Source organism: Pseudomonas sp. Root562, from assembly GCF_001427125.1.
In the GTDB taxonomy this organism is placed as follows: Bacteria; Pseudomonadota; Gammaproteobacteria; order Pseudomonadales; family Pseudomonadaceae; genus Aquipseudomonas.
Map to the genome: position 1 here is coordinate 59,214 of NZ_LMGK01000010.1, position 18,979 is coordinate 78,192.

Annotated in this window: 16 protein-coding genes; 8 read left to right on the forward strand and 8 right to left on the reverse strand. The window is 60.3% G+C overall.

Annotated features, from left to right (window positions below; genetic code table 11):
• The first annotated feature begins 91 nt into the window (after window positions 1-91).
• Entirely contained in the window at window positions 92-1,450 is a 1,359-nt protein-coding gene (gene potE, locus ASD60_RS09640) for a putrescine-ornithine antiporter (protein ID WP_056853780.1), read from the forward strand.
• A 9-nt stretch (window positions 1,451-1,459) separates the two neighbouring features.
• Window positions 1,460-1,861: a hypothetical protein gene (locus ASD60_RS09645; RefSeq protein WP_056853781.1), complete on the forward strand. Its 402-nt coding sequence runs from the start codon at window positions 1,460-1,462 to the stop codon at window positions 1,859-1,861.
• Window positions 1,862-1,884: 23 nt separating this feature from the next.
• On the opposite strand, the gene ASD60_RS09650 is transcribed toward ASD60_RS09645, so the two are convergent.
• Window positions 1,885-2,700: a hypothetical protein gene (locus ASD60_RS09650; RefSeq protein ID WP_056853782.1), complete on the reverse strand. Its 816-nt coding sequence runs from the start codon at window positions 2,698-2,700 to the stop codon at window positions 1,885-1,887.
• Window positions 2,701-2,716: 16 nt separating this feature from the next.
• On the reverse strand, window positions 2,717-3,535 hold the full coding sequence (locus ASD60_RS09655; protein WP_056853783.1) for a DUF2092 domain-containing protein: 819 nt from the start codon (window positions 3,533-3,535) through the stop codon (window positions 2,717-2,719).
• Window positions 3,536-3,923: 388 nt separating this feature from the next.
• On the opposite strand from ASD60_RS09655, the gene ASD60_RS09660 reads away from it, so the two are divergent.
• Complete coding sequence (locus ASD60_RS09660; protein WP_056853784.1) at window positions 3,924-4,601, forward strand: DUF3313 domain-containing protein; 678 nt, start codon at window positions 3,924-3,926, stop codon at window positions 4,599-4,601.
• 96 nt (window positions 4,602-4,697) lie between these two features.
• Here the strand turns inward: ASD60_RS09660 and ligD are convergent, their stop codons facing one another.
• Entirely contained in the window at window positions 4,698-7,283 is a 2,586-nt protein-coding gene (ligD, locus tag ASD60_RS09665) for a DNA ligase D (RefSeq protein ID WP_056853785.1), read from the reverse strand.
• Between the two features lie 184 nt (window positions 7,284-7,467).
• Between ligD and ASD60_RS09670 the strand changes: the two genes are divergently transcribed.
• Window positions 7,468-7,911 (forward strand): cupin domain-containing protein, encoded by a 444-nt coding sequence (locus tag ASD60_RS09670; protein WP_056853786.1) that lies wholly within the window; start codon window positions 7,468-7,470, stop codon window positions 7,909-7,911.
• 7 nt (window positions 7,912-7,918) lie between these two features.
• On the opposite strand, the gene ASD60_RS09675 is transcribed toward ASD60_RS09670, so the two are convergent.
• Window positions 7,919-8,668 carry a tellurite resistance TerB family protein gene (locus tag ASD60_RS09675; RefSeq protein ID WP_056853787.1) on the reverse strand — a complete coding sequence of 250 codons (750 nt, stop codon included), beginning with the start codon at window positions 8,666-8,668 and terminating at the stop codon, window positions 7,919-7,921.
• A 247-nt stretch (window positions 8,669-8,915) separates the two neighbouring features.
• Here ASD60_RS09675 and pcsA point away from each other — a divergent pair, with 247 nt between their 5' ends.
• The gene (gene pcsA, locus ASD60_RS09680) at window positions 8,916-9,638 is read left to right on the forward strand and encodes a phosphatidylcholine synthase (RefSeq protein ID WP_056853798.1); all 723 of its coding nucleotides are present in this window, start codon (window positions 8,916-8,918) and stop codon (window positions 9,636-9,638) included.
• Between the two features lie 3 nt (window positions 9,639-9,641).
• A complete protein-coding gene (locus ASD60_RS09685; RefSeq protein WP_056853788.1) occupies window positions 9,642-10,028 on the forward strand; it encodes a DUF488 domain-containing protein in 387 nt (128 codons plus the stop codon).
• A gap of 145 nt (window positions 10,029-10,173) precedes the next feature.
• Here the strand turns inward: ASD60_RS09685 and ASD60_RS09690 are convergent, their stop codons facing one another.
• The gene (locus ASD60_RS09690; RefSeq protein WP_056853789.1) at window positions 10,174-11,040 is read right to left on the reverse strand and encodes a LysR substrate-binding domain-containing protein; all 867 of its coding nucleotides are present in this window, start codon (window positions 11,038-11,040) and stop codon (window positions 10,174-10,176) included.
• A 158-nt stretch (window positions 11,041-11,198) separates the two neighbouring features.
• Between ASD60_RS09690 and ASD60_RS09695 the strand changes: the two genes are divergently transcribed.
• A complete protein-coding gene (locus tag ASD60_RS09695) occupies window positions 11,199-11,651 on the forward strand; it encodes a helix-turn-helix domain-containing protein (RefSeq protein WP_056853790.1) in 453 nt (150 codons plus the stop codon).
• A gap of 61 nt (window positions 11,652-11,712) precedes the next feature.
• On the opposite strand, the gene ASD60_RS09700 is transcribed toward ASD60_RS09695, so the two are convergent.
• Window positions 11,713-13,155 carry a catalase gene (locus ASD60_RS09700; RefSeq protein ID WP_056853791.1) on the reverse strand — a complete coding sequence of 481 codons (1,443 nt, stop codon included), beginning with the start codon at window positions 13,153-13,155 and terminating at the stop codon, window positions 11,713-11,715.
• Between the two features lie 307 nt (window positions 13,156-13,462).
• Here ASD60_RS09700 and ASD60_RS09705 point away from each other — a divergent pair, with 307 nt between their 5' ends.
• Complete coding sequence (locus tag ASD60_RS09705; RefSeq protein WP_056853792.1) at window positions 13,463-16,267, forward strand: ATP-binding protein; 2,805 nt, start codon at window positions 13,463-13,465, stop codon at window positions 16,265-16,267.
• On the opposite strand, the gene ASD60_RS09710 is transcribed toward ASD60_RS09705, so the two are convergent.
• Entirely contained in the window at window positions 16,244-17,707 is a 1,464-nt protein-coding gene (locus ASD60_RS09710; RefSeq protein WP_056853793.1) for an ATP-binding protein, read from the reverse strand. The two genes, ASD60_RS09705 and ASD60_RS09710, sit on opposite strands and share 24 nt — an antisense overlap.
• Before the next feature lie 156 nt (window positions 17,708-17,863).
• Window positions 17,864-18,814: a GlxA family transcriptional regulator gene (locus ASD60_RS09715; protein WP_056853794.1), complete on the reverse strand. Its 951-nt coding sequence runs from the start codon at window positions 18,812-18,814 to the stop codon at window positions 17,864-17,866.
• Window positions 18,815-18,979 lie beyond the last annotated feature (165 nt).

An 18,979-nucleotide genomic window follows, 5' to 3' on the forward strand; every position in this document is an offset into this window, starting at 1 on the left:
CTTGAAGACGCATCGGCTGCCGGGCATTTCTTGCGACATTTCAATACTTTGCTATAGCTAACACTGCTTTGACCAACTAACGAGGCAGCGCATGTCAGTCGCAAAGAAAATGAGTGTGGGGCAACTGACCATGTTGACTGCGGTGAACATGTTGGGCTCGGGGATTGTGTTGCTCCCCTCGAAACTCGCGGAAGTCGGCGCCATTTCGATTCTTTCCTGGCTGGTGACGGCCACCGGCTCACTCGCGCTGGCCTACGCCTTTGCGCGATGCGGCATGCTCAGTCGAAAAACCGGTGGCATGGGCGGATACGCCGAATACGCCTTCGGCAAGGCCGGCAACTACCTGACGAACTACACCTACGGCCTTTCACTGTTGATTGCCAATGTCGCGATCAGTGTCACTGCGGTGGGCTACATACAAGAACTGTTCGACCTGCGCCTTGACTCGCTGCAAGTGGGCCTGGCGACCATTGCGTTGCTATGGATGACCACATTCGCCAATTTCGGTGGCGCGCGGATTACCGGGCGGATCGGTGCGGTCACGGTATGGGGGGTAATTGCGCCGGTGCTGCTGGTCTCGACCATTGGTTGGTTTTGGTTCGACAGCAGTATTTATGTGGCAGGCTGGAACCCCCACGACAAGAGCTGGTTCGAAGCGGCCGGGGCATCCGTGGCGATAACATTGTGGGCGTTTCTGGGCCTGGAATCGGCGTGCGCCAACTCCGACGCGGTGGAGAACCCCGAGAGGAACGTACCGATTGCCGTGCTCGGCGGAACCCTCGGTGCTGCGGTGATTTATATCCTGTCCACTAATGTCATCGCCGGCATCATCGACAATCCTGAGCTGGCCGCCTCCACCGCACCGTTCGGCCTGGTGTTCGCCAAAATGTTCACCCCTGCGGTCGGCAATATCGTCATGGGCCTGCTGGTGCTGGCGTGCATCGGTTCACTGCTGGGTTGGCAATTCACCATCGCCCAGGTCTACAAGAGCTCGGCGGACACCGGTTACTTCCTGCCGATATTCGCGCGGACCAACAAGGCAGGCACGCCGATTGCCGGCATGCTGATCCTGCTGGCGGTACAAACGGCGCTGGGCCTGTTCACCATTGATCCCAACCTGAGTAATCAATTCGACACCCTGGTCAACCTCGCGGTGGTCACCAATCTGGTGCCGTACATCCTCTCCATGGCCGCCTTGATGGCGATACAAAAGGCCCGCGGCGTGCCGGCGCGCAAGGCGCTGACCACCAACATCGTTGCCTGGGTGGCGTCGGCCTACAGCTATCTGGCGCTATTCAGTTCCGGCGAACAGGCGCTGATGCTCGGCGGCGTGGTCACCCTCCTCGGCTTCACACTGTTCGGTTTTGTCAGCAACCGCCTGATCCGCTCTGAATCACTCGATAAAACCCTTGAAAGCCCTATGGGCAAACCCGAACGCAGCGCTCTATGATTGAACCCCATGACCACCTCTGCGCCGATCCGCCAACCCTGTCCGCCCGGTGCCTGCGATTGCGGGCGTGACCCATTGCTCGAAACCCCGGGCGCGGACGTGCGCATCCTGTTTCTGACGCGCACCGAAGAAAAACGCCTGATCGAACGTCTGGAAAACCTTTCGAGCCTTCAGGACCTGGAGCACCTGCAACGGCGGATGTTCGAACAACTGGGCATCCGCGTCGACATCGTCCCCAGTCTCAACGAAGTGCGCACCATGCGCGGCATCGGCATTTACGTCGCTGAACTGCCGGGGTTGTGCCGCAAGACCCGCGCATCGATTCCGGCCGCGATTCGCCGCGCCATGGAAAAGCGCCCGGAGATAGCCTATGAAGTGCTTAACGCCAATGACTTGTTGCGCGATGCCTGAGTAACACCGGGATTTCGGTGAGTTCAGGGCATGGGGACCACGGTGTAGTAAACACCGTTGGCGCCGTACGCAGGGCGCACCCACGAATTGCCGCATTGATAAAAAGTGCCCGCAGACACTGTCCTCAATCCACAGCCCGAAGGAAGACTGGCAAACGTCGCACCCATCGGCATGGTGGGGGGAGCGGACGCCATCATGCCGGCGTTGTAGCCCTGGCTCCAGGCATTGTTATTGACGTTCTGATCAGTCGAGTCAGCGATCGCGCTACCGGCCACGACCCCGGCGGCCGCTGCCGCAGCAGGATTGACGCCGTCATTGTAACCGCAGTAGTAACAACCGCTGCTGGCATACACTGCCGTCGGGGGATGGTAGTAGCTCGTGCCATAGGTCTGCGGACGATAGACCGTCGTGCCATAGCCATCGGCACGGTACCCGCTGGCAGTGGCGCCATTCTCACCTTCGGCGTGCCACGCGCCCTCGCCGCCATAAGCCGTGCCACCTTCGGCACCTGTGCCCCGCCACGAGCCCTCGCCACCTGAGGCGCTACCGCCGTTTTCGCCACTGGCGCTCCAGCTACCGCCACCACCGGAAGCCGAACCACCGCGATAGCCCGAACCACTCCAGCTACCATCACCGCCCGAAACCGAACCACCACGATTGCTTTGACCGCTCCAGCTGCCACCACCGCCTGAAGCCGAACCAAACGCCCCTGAATGGCTCCAGGAGTCAGCGCCGCCGAACGAGCGTCCAAAACCGGCAGCATGGTACCAGGCCGACGCTTGCTCACAACTCAGCAGCGCGATCATCAACCCTGCAAGCTTCAATGTGGGTCCATGCATGTTTGAAACTCCTCCCTCAGGGTTTGGCAACCGGCTGTTTAACCCCTTCAGGGGCACGCAAGTCGGAAGGCGGTGCAAACTGGATGCGGTGCGCATTTTCAATGTGTTGTGGTTTGAAGAAATCTGCCGACAACGCTGATTCGAGCTTCCAGTCACTGAATGCCACCTGATGCCGGGATTGTGTCGGATCATCACGGAACACCGCCCGCAACATGCGCGGCAACTTGTCTTGCGTACCTATCCAGGCCTGGACAAACACCACGTCGTTGGCATAGGCGATCACATCGGTCGCGGTATCGCCGACCACCGTTGACTGACCGATATAGAACGCCAAGCGCATATCCCTGGCCAGATCCTTGTAGGGGTCGGAAACGATCACATCGGTGAAGGGAAAATATATAGCCGCCCGCTGATACGCCGCCTCGAGGGTTGCATCGATGGTGGGCGGTGCGTCAGCTTGCGCCACCAGGTTCTCCTTCGGTTCAACGGCCCAGGCTTGCTTGCCGTTGTAGTAGAACTGGGTCGCAGGGCCATCGCCGGAGGTCAGAACACGCAAGCGATCGGGGCGCTGAACATTGACCAGCGCCACGGTGTTGTACGCCAGGGGTGGCCCCAGACGACTGGGGCGCTCATAAGTGGTGGTAGCTTTGAAACTCATGCCCTGAACGCCGGCCAATCTGGCGCTCATGGCCTTGAGGATCTCCAGCGCTTTGGGTTCCAGCTGATTTTTCGGCGCATCGACCGCAACAGGCTCGGCCGCCAGCAAGGGAACGGCGAGCAATCCGGTGACCAGGCCGAAAAACAACCTCCGAACACGCTGAAGCTGAAGTGACATCGCTTGCTCCCCGAACAGATGAGGTCAGGTTTAAAGCGTAGCAACTGAAATACAGGCGTAACCGAATAATTAACCGACTGATTCCTCCGGTCGCGGTTTCCGTTTGTTGATCGGTGAACGCATTAAACAGCGACACTTGATTGGCAACTCGCTCTGGATAATTCGTGTTTAAAACCTACGCTCTTGTCTCACGCTACGGACGCTGACGCACAGGCGCTGCGGCAACGGCTATGACACTTGGGCGTGACGACGGCAGATGTGCGTGTCGGATGGTAATCGAACATTCACAGTGCATTACGCCAAGAGCCACCTATGCTCTGAACAATGACGTGGCGTTGCTGCTTTCTGCGCCCGATAAAACGATTTCACTCAAGGAGCACACTGCACTATGAACCTGTCCCGAAACCTGCTGATCGGCGTCGCATTGACCGGGCTCCTGCTCGGAGGTTGTACCTCCAAAGTCACCGACAAGGCGCAGTATTCCGGTTACCTGACCGACTACAACAATCTTCAGGAAGTCGAAACGCCCAGCGGCGGCACGGCGATGCGTTGGGTGAGCCCATCGTGGAACCCCGATGCCTATAACACCGTGGCATTCAACCGACTGGAACTGTATCCGGCGCCAAAGCCCAACGAGCGGGTCAATCAGCAAACGCTCAATGACATCCAGAACTACATGACCACAAAGGCGAAAACCACACTGGGACAGAAATACCGCGTGGTTTCCAGCCCGAACGCAGCACCGGCCGGTTCGAAAACCCTGGTCATGCGTGCCGCCATCACTGGCGTGAGCGCTTCCAATGAAGGCATGAAATGGTATGAAGTCGTGCCCATCGCCGCCGTCGTCGGTGCAACGCAAGCCGCTACCGGTCATCGGGATCAGGACACCGAACTGTTTATCGAAGCCGAGTTCATAGACGCCAAAACCAACCAGACCATGGCCAAGGTCGTGCGCAAGGTGTTTGGCAAACAACTTTCCAACGAAAGCCAGAAGATCACCGCGCAGGATTTCAAAGCGGCGATCGACAAACTGGGCACTGATTTCCAGGCGTTCATCAACAAGTAATACCCGGTCTGTGCAGGAACTGCCGCAGGCTGAGAACTGTTGAGCTTGTTGTTCAGATCAACAGATTGCAGCCTGCGGCAGCTTCAACCGGGCACGTCAGGTTTTTTTCATGCCGACCCGTCGCCGCATTTCGGCAGTAATGGTTTGCCGGGTTTTCTTCATGTCCGCCCAAGGCCCGTCGCCCACTTCCTCCAGGCGTTCATGCACGTTGTGGATGTTCCACTGATTGCCGCCCTTGAGCTGTACGATTTCTTCGCGATAGATCGGCACCGACACCGGCAGGCCTTCGCGGGTGCGCGCAGCGTAAGCGCAAATGGTCGTCGCGCCGAGACCGTTTCGCAGGTAGTCGATGAAGATCCGCCCTACCCGATTCTTCGGCCCCGACACCGCGGAAAAGCGCTCCGGCAGCATTTTGGCCATGTGGGTGACGATCGCGTGACTGAAGTCCTTGACCTCATCCCAACCGAGTTTGCGGGTCAGCGGCACCACCAGGTGAATGCCCTTGCCGCCACTGGTCTTGAGAAAGGCCTTGAGCCCCAATTCATCGAGCACCGTCAGGGTCAATTGGGTGGCCTCGATCATGCGTTTCCATGGCAACGCCGGGTCCGGGTCAAGGTCGAGGACGAAGCGATCGGGTTTGTCGAGATTGTCCGAGGTAGCGTTCCAGGTGTGCATTTCCACGGTGCTCATCTGCACCGCACCCACCAGCGCTTCGGCGTTGTTGATGACCATCATCGGCTGGCCCGTCAGTTTCTGGTCCAGGGTGGTGATGCCGGGGATGGCCAGGCGCTCGGCGTTTTTCTGGAAAAACAGTTCACCGGCAATCCCGTCCGGCGCGCGTACCAGCGCCACCGGGCGGTCCTTGAGCTGCGGCAGGATCCATTCGGCGACACTGGCGTAGTACTGCGCCAGTTGCACTTTGGTGGTGCCACTCGTGGCATCGATGACCCGGTCCGGATGGGTGATACGCACTTTGCCCTGAGCCAAGCCGATTTGTGACGGCGCCGTTTCAGCTTTCTTCGGCGCTGCAGATGACTTGGCGGCGGCTTTTTTTGCGGAGGTGGTTTTCACGGCTTTCGGACGCTCCTCAGTGATGTCTTGGGCAGGCTTATCGTCACGCAGACCATGGAACACTGCATGCCGTACCGAACCGTCCTTGGTCATTTCTGCGAAGGCCACTTCGGCCAACAGTTGCGGCTTCATCCAATGCACACCCTTGAACTCCGCCCCGCTCGGTGGATTGACCACGGCCGGTTTTTTCGTTTGCAAAGGTTTGAGTTGTGCATGGATGCTGCCCAGAGTGGCCTCGGTGAACCCGGTGCCGACCTTACCGGCATAGCGCAGCTCGCCGCTGTCGCGATCATGCAGCCCCAGCAGCAACGCACCGAAGGCACTGCGTGAACCTTTGGGATCGGTGAAACCAACGATGACAAACTCCTGGCGGTGTTTGCACTTGAGTTTGATCCAGTCGCTGCTGCGCCGGGACACGTAAGGCGAACCCAGGCGCTTGCCGATCAAGCCCTCCATGCGCATCTGACAGGCACTGTTGAGCAAGGCTTCCGGGTCTTCGCCGAAGGCATCGGAGAAACGCAGCAACGGATCTTTGCTCGTCTTCAACACTGTCGCCAGCGCAGCCCTCCTTTCTTCGACCGGCACCTCGCGCAAATCCACACCGTTGAGGTAGGGCAAGTCGAACAGGTAATAAAGAATCTTGCCGCTGCGACCGGCGTCGAAGGCGTTTTGCAACGCTTGAAAATCCGGAATGCCCTGATCATCCGCCACGACCATTTCGCCATCGAGCCATGCCGACTCCAAGCCCAGGCCGGCTAAAGCCTTGGCCTGCTCAGGCAACTTGTGCGTCCAGTCGTGGCCGTTACGGGTGAAGAGTTTGACGTCGTCATGGTCGATGCGCGCCATGATTCGATAGCCATCGAACTTGACCTCATAACTCCACTGCCCGCCCGGGGCCTTTTCCACCAGCGTCGCCAGTTCCGGTTTGATCTGGTCGGGCAGTTTGGCTTTGTGCGCGCCGGTGAGTGGCGCGGATTTTTCCTTGCGTGCCGGGGCGCCTGGTCGCTTGACCGCCTTGGGTTTGGCTGGTTTGGCTGATTTGGTAATGATGGTGCGCTCGCTGAGTACGCTATCGGGTTCGGCAGCGACGACGTCGTAGTCGCTTTCGGCTCTGGCGGCGCCGTCCTGATGCTTGATCAAGAACCACTGCTCCTGCTTGCCCGGCATGTGAGTGCGCACCAGGTTCCACAGACCTGCGAGCTTCTCGCCTTGCAGTTCGAACTTGAGCCGCCCCTTGGCGTAAGCCTTGGCCGGGTCTTCCTGGGGAATCCACACCCCGCGGTCCCAGACGATCACATCGCCCGCGCCGTAGTGGCCTTCGGGGATGCTGCCCTCGAAGGTGGCATAGTCCAGCGGATGGTCTTCGACATGCACCGCCAGGCGCTTGACCTTGGGGTCCAGTGACGGCCCTTTGGGCACCGCCCAGCTCTTCAGCGCGCCGTCGAGTTCCAGGCGGAAATCGTAGTGCAGGCGCGAGGCATCATGCTTCTGGATGCAGAATTGCAGCGCATGATCCTTGGCTTTCCTGCGGCCGGCTCGCTTGACGGCAGCCGGCTCAGACGTCGCCGAAAAATCGCGCATGCGGTTGTAGTCGTCGAGATTCTTGTTCATGGCTCACCTGCGGGTCGCTGCAGGGCGCTGGATCAGCACGTCCCTCCCTCAGCAGAGCGAGTCATCACGAAAAAAATTCCATCGTCGTCAAAATTACCCGGACCAACGGCCCTGCGGCGCGGCTGTCGGCAGACGTTCAAAGGCCTACAATCGGCAGGTGCAGCCTCATCCCCGGAGAGCAATCATGCGCACGGTTCACGTCCTCCAAGCCCCACCGGCATCGGTCAACGTCGTGGGCGAGACGATCACGGTCCTCGCGGGCGGCGATATGAGCAAACCCTTCGAAATGCATATCCAGGAAGGCGTGCAGGGAGGCGGCCCGCCACCGCACTTTCACCCTTGGGACGAGGCGTTCTACGTGGTTGACGGGCAGGTCGAGGTCACCGTCGAAGGCAAATCCACCACCGTCTCGGCCGGGGGCTACGTGCATATCCCGGCAGGATCCGTTCATGCCTACAAGAACATCAGCAGCACCGCGAAGATGATCGGCGTTGTGTCCGATCCGCGCGGCGGGCAGTTTTTCACGGCGATGGACCAGTTCAAGGTGCCCGAGGATCTGCCGCGGATATTCGAAGTGGCCGAGCGCTTCGGGGTGACGTTTCTGGTCCCCAAGCCGCAGGGTTCTTGAGCGGCCCCTAGACGGTTCCACCCTTGGCCTGCTGTTCCAGATGGACCTGCAAATCCGGTTCGATCTGCAATGCCGCCGCCAGCTCATCCAGGTAAGTGCGCTCGGCATCCTGCTGATCATCCACCAGCATCACGCTGGCCAGGTACATTTCCGCAGCCATGGCTTGATCTGTTGCCGACTGCGCCACGTCGTCGGGATCCAGCGGCTTGGCAACTTCCTCATCGAGCCATTGCTGTAATTGCGGGTCGTCAGTGTGGCGGGCGATTTCGGCGTTGATCAGCTGTTTTTCAGCGTCGTCGAACCGGCCATCAGCCTTGGCTGCCGCAATCAAGGCACGCAGGATCGCATGGCTGTGCTCTTCGACTTCCGGCCCGGCCAGCATATCCACGGTGCGCATCGCCTGTTGCGGCGCCTGTTGTTGCTGCGAAGCCTGACTGCGTTGCCAGGCTTGATACGCCTGGAACGCCATCATCCCCAGAGAGGCGAGCGCGGCGTAGTGCGTGCCACCGCCGGAGCGCGATTGCGCTGCACCGCCCATCGGTGAACCACCTCCGAGCAAACCGCCAAGCAAGCCGCCGAGCCCGCCCATGCCACCGGCGCCGGCACCGCTGGTGCCGCTACCGCCCCCCAATAAGCCACCGAGCAGCCCGCCCAAGTCACCGAGGCCACCTTGAGCCGACGTCCCACCGCCGCCCTGTCGCGCCATCGAGCCTTGGCCCGCGCGCAGTAATTGTTCGAGCAGATCGCTGGTGTTCATGACGATGTCCTCATCGAAGGGGGGGATCAGTCAGGCAACGATAGTCCTCGCCGGTAAATGCGCCACCACCGTTTGGCTGACACAGCGCCGATTTTTGCGCGGTATTTTTTTCCGGCGCAGCTAAGATTCATAGGCGGTGAACCTTATTCCCGGATGCCCGGTCGATACCTGCAACCCGAACCGGTTTGCCGCCGCCCGCCAGATGAGGGCGATGACTGGCATGCTTCACTTTCTGGAGAACGCCCCCGTGATTTCAACTTTACACATCGCCAGGCTCAAAGCATGGGGTGCCCATGGATTCACTGCTACCGGCGTGGTCACTGCCTTCCTCGCAACGCTTGCCCTGCTGGATAACCAGCCGACCAGTTGCCTGCTGTGGCTGGGCGTGGCCCTGATTGTCGACGGATTGGACGGTGCGCTGGCTCGCAAGGTCAACGTGCAGTCGGTGTTGCCGAGCTTCGACGGCTCGATTCTCGATCTGGTGATCGACTATCTGACCTACGTGTTCATTCCGGCACTGTTCATCTATCGCTACATTCCGCTGCCGGACTACACGCTGCTGCTGACCGTGTCGCTGATCCTGGTGTCGTCGCTGTTCTGCTTCTGCAACGTCAACATGAAAAGCAAAGACAACTACTTCCAGGGCTTTCCCGCCGCGTGGAACGTGGTCGCCCTGTGCCTGTACATCATCGCGCCTTCGCCCTGGATCACCTTCCTCACGGTGATTGGCCTGGCCCTGTTGACACTGACCCGGATGAAATTCCTGCATCCATTCCGGGTGCGGCGCTTCATGCCGATCAACATTGCCGTGACTGCAATCTGGTTGCTGTGCAGTTTGTCACTGGTCATCAATCATCCGGTGATCAACCCGTTGGTGATGGGCCTGTGGCTGCTGATGTCGGCGTATTTTCTGGGGATCTGCTTCTGGCGCACGGCGCTGGAGTGGTTCGACGGATCGCGGCTCAAATAACCCATGCCGGTCCATATCGTTCGGCTTGGCTCACCTCGCCGCCCCGGCGAAGGCCTGCGCCTGGGCACTGTGCGCCGCCCGCCCCGGGGTGTGCCAAAAGCCGAGTTTGCCAGCCGGGATTTCTACGATGTATGGCAGCCATTGCTGTCACCCAGCCAGGCGCTGGTGCACCAAGCCCAGACCGCCGAAGATGAAAAAGCCTGGCAAGCCTTCAAGCGCAAGTTCAAAGCCGAAATGAACCAGCCTGCTGCCAGCCAGTTGCTAGATCTGCTGGCGGCGCTTTCTCATCACACTTCACTGGCCGTTGGCTGCTATTGCGAGGAGGAAGCGCATTGTCATCGGTCGGTGTTGCGCGAGTTGCTGGCGATGCGCGGCGCTGAGGTTATTTAGATTGGGTGGGGTTCAGGTTGTGCGAGGGGCAATGCTGCGATGACTGCATTGCGGGCATATCCGTTGTTGCCGCGACGGATATGCCTGCGCAAGATCAATGAGAGTTCAACGACACCGACATGAACTGGCTAATGCGCGAACGCAGTCAGCGCTCCGCCGGATCATTGTCATGCACTCCGCTCCAGGCCATCGACAACTGGGCGGCCTCGATCTCGAACGGCGGGTCTTCTGCCCGCAAGCCGCAACCTTCGACCAGCGCGCAGGCTGCATAATCCGGCACGGTGGCTATCATCTCGGTGCCCGCCAGCAATGCCCGCAACCCGCTGAACTGCGGAACCCCGAGCACCACCTTGCGGCACCGTCCGATTTTGGCCAGATCCAGATCGATATTGCCGCTCAGGTCACCGGAAAACGACACCATTGCATGCGGCCGCGCGCAGTACTCGTCAAGCGTCAAAGGACCAGGCCGGTCGTCTCCGCGCAGCACTTTGCAAGGAATATCACGCAACTTCTTGCGCTTGGCATTGGCCGGCAGTTCGGTGGTGTAACTGACTCCGACGGAAATCTCCCCGGACGCCAGCAACGCCGGCATCAGCAGGTAATTGGCTCGCCGCACCACCACGACAATGCCCGGTGCCTCTGCCTGCAACTGACGCAACAACGGTGGAAACAATCCGAACTCGGCATCGTCCGACAGCCCAATGCGAAACACATCGCAACTGGTTGCCGGATCGAATTCCTTGGCCCGGCTGACCGCTCCGGAAATCACGTCCATCGCCGGTTGCAGCTCCTTGAGAATCACCAGCGCCCGCGCGGTGGGCTCCATGGCGCGACCGTTGCGCAACAGCAATGGATCGTCGAACAGATCGCGCAACCGGCCAAGGGCAGCACTCACCGCGGGTTGGCCCATGAACAGCTTTTCTGCAACGCGGGTCAGGTTCTTTTCGAACATCAGCGCTTCGAAAATCACCAACAGGTTCATGTCGACGCGGCGCAGATCGTTTCGGTTCATAGACACGGGTTCCTTGTGAGTTCAGTCAGGCGCAAGTGTGACGATTGTGTCTGACTTTACTCAAGACTTCCCACTGCACAGAAGGAATTAACAACGATTAACTCGCAAGCCAGAGCCCTGGGATCAAAGAATGAAGCCTACCGACACGGACATTGTTCATGGCTCACTTGCAGCAAAACGCCGCCCGCGCGACAGCCACTGAAGCGCCAAAGAAAAACGCCGGTGGCCTCAGCCCTCAACGCCAACAGTTGGTCAGACAACTGATCCTCGAACGCCTCGATGAACCCCTCGAGGTGACCGAACTGGCCCAGGCCTGTGGATTGTCACGCAGCCATTTTTCCCGCGCCTTCAAATCCAGCATCGGTTACTCGCCCCAGGACTGGATTCGCCAGCAACGCATCGCCCGCGCCAAGCGGTTGATTCAACACACTGACCTGAGCCTCACGCAAATCAGCCTGGAATGCGGATTCTGCGACCAGGCGCATTTCTGTCACATGTTTACCCGCAGCGAAGGGATCAATCCCTTTGCCTGGCGGTGTCGGGTCATGCGGGACATAACCCCTCCTGTGGGAGCGAGCCTGCTCGCGATGAAGCCGGCACATTCGACATAGAGGTCGCCTGCCCGTCAGCCATCGTTTGCAGGCTCGCGCCTACAGGGGTTCAAGCGTTGCTTCAGCCCAACGGCACCAGCCGCTCCAACGCCTCGGCCACACCACGACCATAAGCCGGGTCGGCCTTGGTGCAGTTATCGATATGCCGCTGACGAATCAACTGCGGAACACCATTCATGGCCCGTGCGGTGTTTTCAAACAACAGTTGCTGACGCGCCGGGTTCAGGAGACGGAACAGATTGCCCGGCTGTTCGTAATGATCCTCTTCAAGCCGATGATCATAGTGCTGGGCAAAGCCTTCCAGCGGCAGCGGCGGTTCTGACAACTCCTTGGAATCCTCCCATTCGCCGACGCTGTTCGGGAAATAGCTGGCCGTGCCGCCAAGGTTGCCGTCGGTGCGCATAGCGCCGTCGCGGTGGTAACTGTGATGCGGGCAGCGCGGTGCGTTGACCGGGATGTGATTGAAGTTCACCCCCAGTCGATAGCGCTGGGCGTCACCATAGGAAAACAGCCGTGCCTGCAGCATGCGGTCCGGCGAGAAGCTGACGCCGGGCACCACGTTGGCGGGCGAAAATGCCGCTTGTTCGATTTCTGCAAAATGGTTCTCGGCGTTGCGGTTGAGTTCCATGGTGCCGACTTCGATCAGCGGGAATTCGCCGTGTGGCCAGACTTTGGTCAAGTCGAACGGGTTGTGCCGATAGTGGATGGCCTGCTCCTCTTCCATCACCTGAATGCACAGTTTCCAGCGCGGGAAATGGCCCTGTTCGATACTCTCGTACAAATCCCGAAGATTGCTTTCCCGGTCCTTGCCGACCACCACGGCGGCCTCGGCATCCGAGAGGTTTTCGATGCCTTGCTGGCAGACGAAATGAAACTTCACCCACACCCGCTGATTGTCACGGTCGATCAGACTGAAGGTATGGCTGCCGAAGCCGTGCATGTGGCGGAAACTGGTGGGAATCCCACGATCACTCATGACAATCGTCACCTGATGCAACGCCTCGGGCAGCAGGGTCCAGAAATCCCAATTGCTGGTGGCATTGCGCAGGCCGGTACGCGGGTCACGCTTGACCACGTGGTTGAGGTCAGAAAAACGCAGCGGATCGCGAAAGAAAAACACCGGGGTATTGTTGCCGACGATGTCCCAATTGCCTTCATCGGTGTAGAACTTCACGGCGAAACCACGGATGTCGCGTTCGGCATCCGCGGCGCCGCGTTCACCGGCCACCGAGGAAAACCGGACGAACAGCGGGGTTTGTTTGCCCACCGAGCTGAAGATATTGGCTTTCGTGTAACGAGTGATGTCATTGGTCACGGTAAAGGTGCCATAAGCACCTGCGCCTTTGGCGTGCATGCGTCGCTCAGGAATTAGCTCGCGGTCGAAGTGAGCGAGTTTTTCCAGCAACCAGATGTCTTGCAGGAGCGCCGGGCCGCGAGGTCCGGCGGTCTGGATATTGAGGTTATCGGCGACCGGGGCACCGGTGGCGTTCGTCAGCTTTTTCATCGGTGGATTCTCAATGGACTGCTGCTCATCAGGAGCGAAAACCGCTGCAGATATTCGTCCGCGTCGGAATTTAACAACCCTTGGGTAACGCCGTCGGCGCATCGGGGCAAACACTCAGCGTAGAACCTTTCCAGGATCTTGCTGGCGCGATGACCGATGCCCCGATGCGGATCAATCGATTTGGCGTGTACGCGGCAGTCGAAACAGGCACCGGGCAGTCATCCCGAGATCACGTTGCAGGAATGAAAAAATCTCGGGAACATGCTCGCAAACCGCGAACTAGACGAATGCAGGCAGGAGTGAGTCGTTGAGCTTTTCCCACAAGCGGGCTGTGCATTTCGGCCCCTACAGAATCTATCCCGAGCAGCGCCTGGTGATGGAGGCTGACCAACCCCTGCGCCTGGGTCGACGGGCCATGGACATTCTGCTGATCCTGTTGAAGCACGCGGGAAACGTGGTCAGCAAGCAGCAACTGATCGCCGATGTCTGGCCCAACAGCGTGGTTGAAGACATCAACCTGCGCGTGCACATGGCGGCCCTGCGCAAAGCCCTCGGCGACGGTCAGGCCGGACAGCGCTACATCGTTACCGTGGCCCAACGCGGGTACAGTTTTGTCGCGCCCTACTCGCTGGAACAGGCCGAGCTGCATCCGGCCAACCCTGCCACGCCATCGAACGGCCATAACCTGCCTTTGCGTCGCACCCGCCTGATAGGCCGCCAGGCGTTGGTCGACAGTCTGGTGGCGCGTCTGCCGCGGCAACGCTTCATCACGCTGGTGGGCCCCGGTGGCATCGGCAAGACCACCGTGGCCCTGCGCGTCGCCGAACAATTGATCGGCCATTACTGCGATGGCATTCGTTTGCTCGACCTGTCTCCCATCAACGATCCGCGGTTGATTGCCGGGCATCTGGCGGCACTGCTCGACCTGTCCCTGCACGACAACGAACCCCTGAGCGGTCTCGCGAACTTCCTGCGCGAGCGGCAAATGTTGCTGGTGATCGACAACTGCGAACACCTGATCGACAGCGTGGCGCTGCTCTGTGAAAGCCTGCTGCGCGGCGCACCACGGGTACATATTCTGACGACCAGCCGCGAGAGCCTGCGGGCCGAGGGCGAATACGTGCAGCGCCTGGGGTCGCTGGACTGCCCTCCTGCCGTCGCCAAGCCGGACCGCGCCCAGGCGCTGACCTTTTCTGCGTTGCAGCTGTTCGTCGAACGCGCCATGGCCAGCCATGACAGCTTCGAACTGAGCGATGCCGAGTTGCCGCTGGTGATCGACATCTGCCGGCGCCTCGACGGTATTCCATTGGCCCTGGAACTGGCGGCAGCACAGGTCGCCAGCCTCGGCCTCGACGGTTTGCTGACGCAACTGCAAGACAGCTTTCGCCTGCTGACCCACAGCAGCCAGGCGACGCTGCCCCGGCACCAGACGCTGCACGCGACGCTGGACTGGAGCTTCCAGTTGCTTAACATCTGCGAACAGACTTGCCTGCGCCGATTGGGTGTGTTCCGAGGTGGTTTTACCCTGGCATCGGCCGCAGCGGTGATCGTCGGCGAACAGATCGAACCACGCGAAGTGTTTGCCTCGATCACGCAACTGGTGGCCAAGTCTCTGCTGAGTGTGGACGTCGGCGACGAGGAGGTGTTCTACCGCCTGCTCGACACCACACGCCGCTACGCCCTGGAAAAACTCGAACAGGCCGGCGAGCTGCCTGCAACCCGGGAACGCCACGCAGTACGCTGCCTGGCCTTGATGCAACAGGCGCAGACTGATTGGGAGCGCGTTCCGACAGCCGTGTGGATCGAGCGCTATGCCCGTGGCCTGGAAGACATCCGCGCAGCGCTCGATTGGGGCCTGAATGCGCGTGGCCCCGCGGCGCTGGCGATCCGCTTGACCGCCGCCTCCACCCCCCTATGGCAGGAACTGTCGCTGCTCAAGGAACACGGCGGCTACGTGCGCAAGGCCCTGGCCTTGCTCGACGCCACAGCCGAGCCCTGTCTGGCGCTGAAAATGTCGCTGAAACTGGCCCTCGGCAGCGCCTGCTATCACGCCCAGGGTGGCAGTGCAGAAACCATTGGCGCATTCGTCACCGCCCGCACCCTGGCCAGACAGTGCAATGACGTGGTGGGAGAGTTGCGCGCCGTTTCCGGTCATCTGGCGGTCAATCTCAGTTGTGGCAACTATCAAATGGCGCTGCAACAGAGTCAGCAATTCGATCGACTGGGACTGGACGGCGATCCGCTGCTGTCGCTGAGTACGCACCGCTTGCGTGTCCTGGCCCTGCACTTCGCCGGGGACCAGCAACGGGCGCGAATGAATGCCGAGCAAGTGCTCCAGCGTATGGCCCACAGCGGCCATCTCAACCGTTTCACCCATGGCTTTGGCGTGCAATACGACCAGAGTGTCGCCGCCCTGACTATCCTGGCACGCATCCTCTGGTTGCAGGGGCAACCGGAACAGGCCTGGCGCACGGCGCGGCAGGCACTGGACATTGCGTTGCAGATCAACCACGGCACCTCGATCTGCTACACCCTGGCCCTCTCCGGCTGCCTGATCGCCCATTACAACGGCAATACCCGCGCCGCCGGCGAGTTACTGCGCCTGCTACTGGAGCAAGCGCAGAAGCATTCGGTGCAGCTGTTCTACACCTGGGCGCAACACTATGCGCAGGTGATCGTCAGCGCAGAGGCGGCGCCGTCACCCCGGGCAGCAACCGGCCTGATCAAGGAAATCATGGTCACGCTGGACACCGCGTTGGTCGATGACGAGTTGCTGCAACGCGCCGACACAGGTGCCGCAGGCTGGAGCACGGCGGAAATCCTGCGAGCCCGCGCCGATGCGTTGCTTGCCGCCGATTGCCCGGTGAAAAACTGCAGCGCCGAAACCGTACTGATCAAGGCGATAAACGTGGCGAAATCCCAGGGTGCCCTGGCTTGGGAGCTGCGCAGCGCCAGCACGCTGGCGCGGCTTTGGCAGCGTCAGGGTCGCTACCGGCAAGCCCAGGCATTACTGACGCCGATCTACCAGCGCTTCAGCGAAGGTCATGCCACGCCGGACGTGAAGGCCGCCCGGCGCTTGCTCGACGAACTACAGGGCCATCTGCCGATTTGAGGACTGCGCGTGACTGAGGTAACCGGCATAGCGCATTTCGAATGATTGCAATGCACCGCTGTCTTCGAGTTTTTCCAGGGCATAACGGCGGGTGGTATTGAGCAAGCGGTAGCGACAAACGCCTTTGGCCTGTTCCTGCGACAACAACGATTTGAGCGCCAGGTTTTCCATGACGCCTGTCAGCCTCGCCGGTTGCACACTGGCGCAGCTGACCACCCCTTTGGCCGCCTCCAGGGTAAACGCCGTTTTGAATACCGACAGACGCTGGAACACGGTCTGCTCCTGCGGGCTCAGGCGTTCGTAACTCCAGTCGAGGGCGGCCTTGAGGGTCTGGTGCCGCGGCACGGCGGTGCGACGTCCCTGGGTAAGCAGTTGAAAACAGTTGTCCAATTGCGCCTGCAATCCCACCAGTGCCAGCGCATCGATCTGCGCAGCAGCCAATTCAATCGCCAGAGGCAAGCCATCGAGCCGTCGACAGATTTCTCGCACGCGCTTGAGATCCTGCTCTCGCAGAGCAAAACCTTGCTGGCGAGCCCGGGCACGACTGACGAACAACTGCACCGCGGAATAGCCCATGAACGCATCGACACTGCGTAACGCCGATGCGGGTGGCACCGCCAGAGGCGGCAATGGCAGAAGCATTTCCCCCGTGGCCAACAACGGTTCGCGACTGGTGACCAGCAGCGACAGGCGGGGGGCCGAGCACAGCAACGCTTCGACCAGGGTCCGGCAACTGTCCTGCAAATGTTCACAGTTATCCAGGATCAACAGCGCATGCCATCGCCCCAACGTCTCCAGGGTTGTGCCGCTGCCCAGACCGAGGGTGCGGGTCAGATGATCGACCACCTGCACGGGATCGTCGATCGTCGCCATATCCACCAGCCAAACGCCGTCGCGGTAGTGTTGCAATAACAATTCGGCGGCCCGCAACGCCACGGTGGTCTTGCCGATGCCACACGGTCCGACCAGGGTCATGAGACGCCGCAGCGGCAGCTGTCGCACCAGACTGCCAACCACCGCATCGCGGCCGATGACCTGAGTCAGTCGCGCAGGCAAGTTGTGTCGGGGTGGATGCGCGGTTTCGATCGATACTGGCTGCGATGCTTGCTGCACCGAGGCGACGAAACTGTAGCCACGCTGGGGAATGGTGAGGATGTAGCAGTCACCGTTTTGCCCGTCGCGAAAGGCCCGGCGCAACGCGGCAATGTGCACCCGCAGATTGATCTCCTCGACGACCGATCGCGGCCAGACTCGAGCGATCAACTCATCCTTGCTGACCACCGAGCCTGCGTGCTCGAGCAATACCTGGAGGATTTCCAACGCCCGGCCACCCAAACGAAGCGGCTGATCTCCGTGCAGGACCAGTCGCTGATTGAGGTGGAACGCGTAGGGACCGAAGCGCAGTACCGTGTCGCCGGGTAAATCTCTATGGCTGTTCATGCTTCACCACCGGGAACCTGAGCGGCACGTGAGTCCGTCCAGGCTCCGTACCTTCCATGCAAAGAGTTCAACGCTATCTTGGCAGGCCTCGGTGACGGTACAACAGCTACGGGGGGAGCGTCACGGCCATAACGGTGCGCGCAACGGCCAACGGCGCTAGCTGAATTGTTCGCGGTACTGGGTCGGGGTCAGTCCGAGTTTTTCACCGAACAGAAAACGCATGTGCCGCACGCTGCCGAAGCCGCTCTTGAAGGCTACGGTCTTGAGCGGCAGTTCCGTGGTTTCCAGCAGGTTTCTCGCACAATCGATGCGTGCACTTTGCACAAACTCCATGGGTGTCATGTTCACTTCCCGGGCGAAAACCCTGGCGAAGTGACGCGGGCTCATGGCCGCCAGACTGGCCATGCGTTCGATACTGAACGCTTCATCGAGGTGTTCGAGAACGTGATTCTGCACCCGGGTGATCGGCGTTTCCTGGGGCGCCACGGCGGCCATCAGCGGGCTGAACTGCGCTTGCCCACCCTGGCGCTTCATCACCACCAGCAACACCTTGGCCACGTCCTGCGCAACTTTTTTGCCATGGTCACGGGCGACCACCGACAACGCCAAATCGATGCCGGCAGTGACACCACCGGAGGTGATCAGGTTACGGTCCTGGATGAAGATCTGGTCGGTTTCGACGGTGGCCGACGGGAAAGCCTTGATCAGCCGTTCGGTGTAATGCCAATGCGTGGTCACCCGATACCCGTCGAGCAACCCCGCATACCCGAGCACGAACGCACCGGTGCAGATCGAGCCGTATCCGGCCGACCGGCCAACGTTGTGCTTGAGCCAGTCGAGCAATGGCGGATGTTTTTCGTTGTAGGCGCCGGGGCCACCGGGCACCAGCAGCAAGTCATAGCCGTCACAGGCCTGGTCGATAGACAGGTCCGTGTGCACGCTTACACCATTGGAGGCCCGCAACGCGCCGGGCTCCGTGCCGATGGTGGTCAACACGTAGTGATCGTCGGGTTTCAGATAGCGATTGGCGATGGAAAACACCTCCATCGGCCCGGCCATGTCGAGCAGGAGGAAGTCGGGGAACAGCACCATTGCCACGGTTTTCATGGGTTGGGAATCACTGAAGTCAAAGAAAGGGATTCTGCCGGACACCGGCCGCCTGTAGGAGCGAGCCGGCTCGCTCCTTGTATGTTGACCCTGAGTCCAAAGAGAGAGGTTACGCTCAAGGACTCATACAACAGCAAGTGCGTTTCTGGGGGGAGGCCGATCGCT

What these genes read in the sequence shown, in the direction of transcription:
- potE (WP_056853780.1), top strand. Translation starts at nt 92, where the DNA reads ATGTCAGTCGCAAAGAAAATGAGTGTGGGGCAACTGACCATGTTGACT.
- ASD60_RS09645 (WP_056853781.1), top strand. Translation starts at nt 1,460, where the DNA reads ATGACCACCTCTGCGCCGATCCGCCAACCCTGTCCGCCCGGTGCCTGC.
- ASD60_RS09650 (WP_056853782.1), bottom strand. Translation starts at nt 2,700, where the DNA reads ATGCATGGACCCACATTGAAGCTTGCAGGGTTGATGATCGCGCTGCTG.
- ASD60_RS09655 (WP_056853783.1), bottom strand. Translation starts at nt 3,535, where the DNA reads ATGTCACTTCAGCTTCAGCGTGTTCGGAGGTTGTTTTTCGGCCTGGTC.
- ASD60_RS09660 (WP_056853784.1), top strand. Translation starts at nt 3,924, where the DNA reads ATGAACCTGTCCCGAAACCTGCTGATCGGCGTCGCATTGACCGGGCTC.
- ligD (WP_056853785.1), bottom strand. Translation starts at nt 7,283, where the DNA reads ATGAACAAGAATCTCGACGACTACAACCGCATGCGCGATTTTTCGGCG.
- ASD60_RS09670 (WP_056853786.1), top strand. Translation starts at nt 7,468, where the DNA reads ATGCGCACGGTTCACGTCCTCCAAGCCCCACCGGCATCGGTCAACGTC.
- ASD60_RS09675 (WP_056853787.1), bottom strand. Translation starts at nt 8,668, where the DNA reads ATGAACACCAGCGATCTGCTCGAACAATTACTGCGCGCGGGCCAAGGC.
- ASD60_RS09685 (WP_056853788.1), top strand. Translation starts at nt 9,642, where the DNA reads ATGCCGGTCCATATCGTTCGGCTTGGCTCACCTCGCCGCCCCGGCGAA.
- ASD60_RS09690 (WP_056853789.1), bottom strand. Translation starts at nt 11,040, where the DNA reads ATGAACCGAAACGATCTGCGCCGCGTCGACATGAACCTGTTGGTGATT.
- ASD60_RS09695 (WP_056853790.1), top strand. Translation starts at nt 11,199, where the DNA reads ATGGCTCACTTGCAGCAAAACGCCGCCCGCGCGACAGCCACTGAAGCG.
- ASD60_RS09700 (WP_056853791.1), bottom strand. Translation starts at nt 13,155, where the DNA reads ATGAAAAAGCTGACGAACGCCACCGGTGCCCCGGTCGCCGATAACCTC.
- ASD60_RS09710 (WP_056853793.1), bottom strand. Translation starts at nt 17,707, where the DNA reads ATGAACAGCCATAGAGATTTACCCGGCGACACGGTACTGCGCTTCGGT.
- ASD60_RS09715 (WP_056853794.1), bottom strand. Translation starts at nt 18,814, where the DNA reads ATGAAAACCGTGGCAATGGTGCTGTTCCCCGACTTCCTCCTGCTCGAC.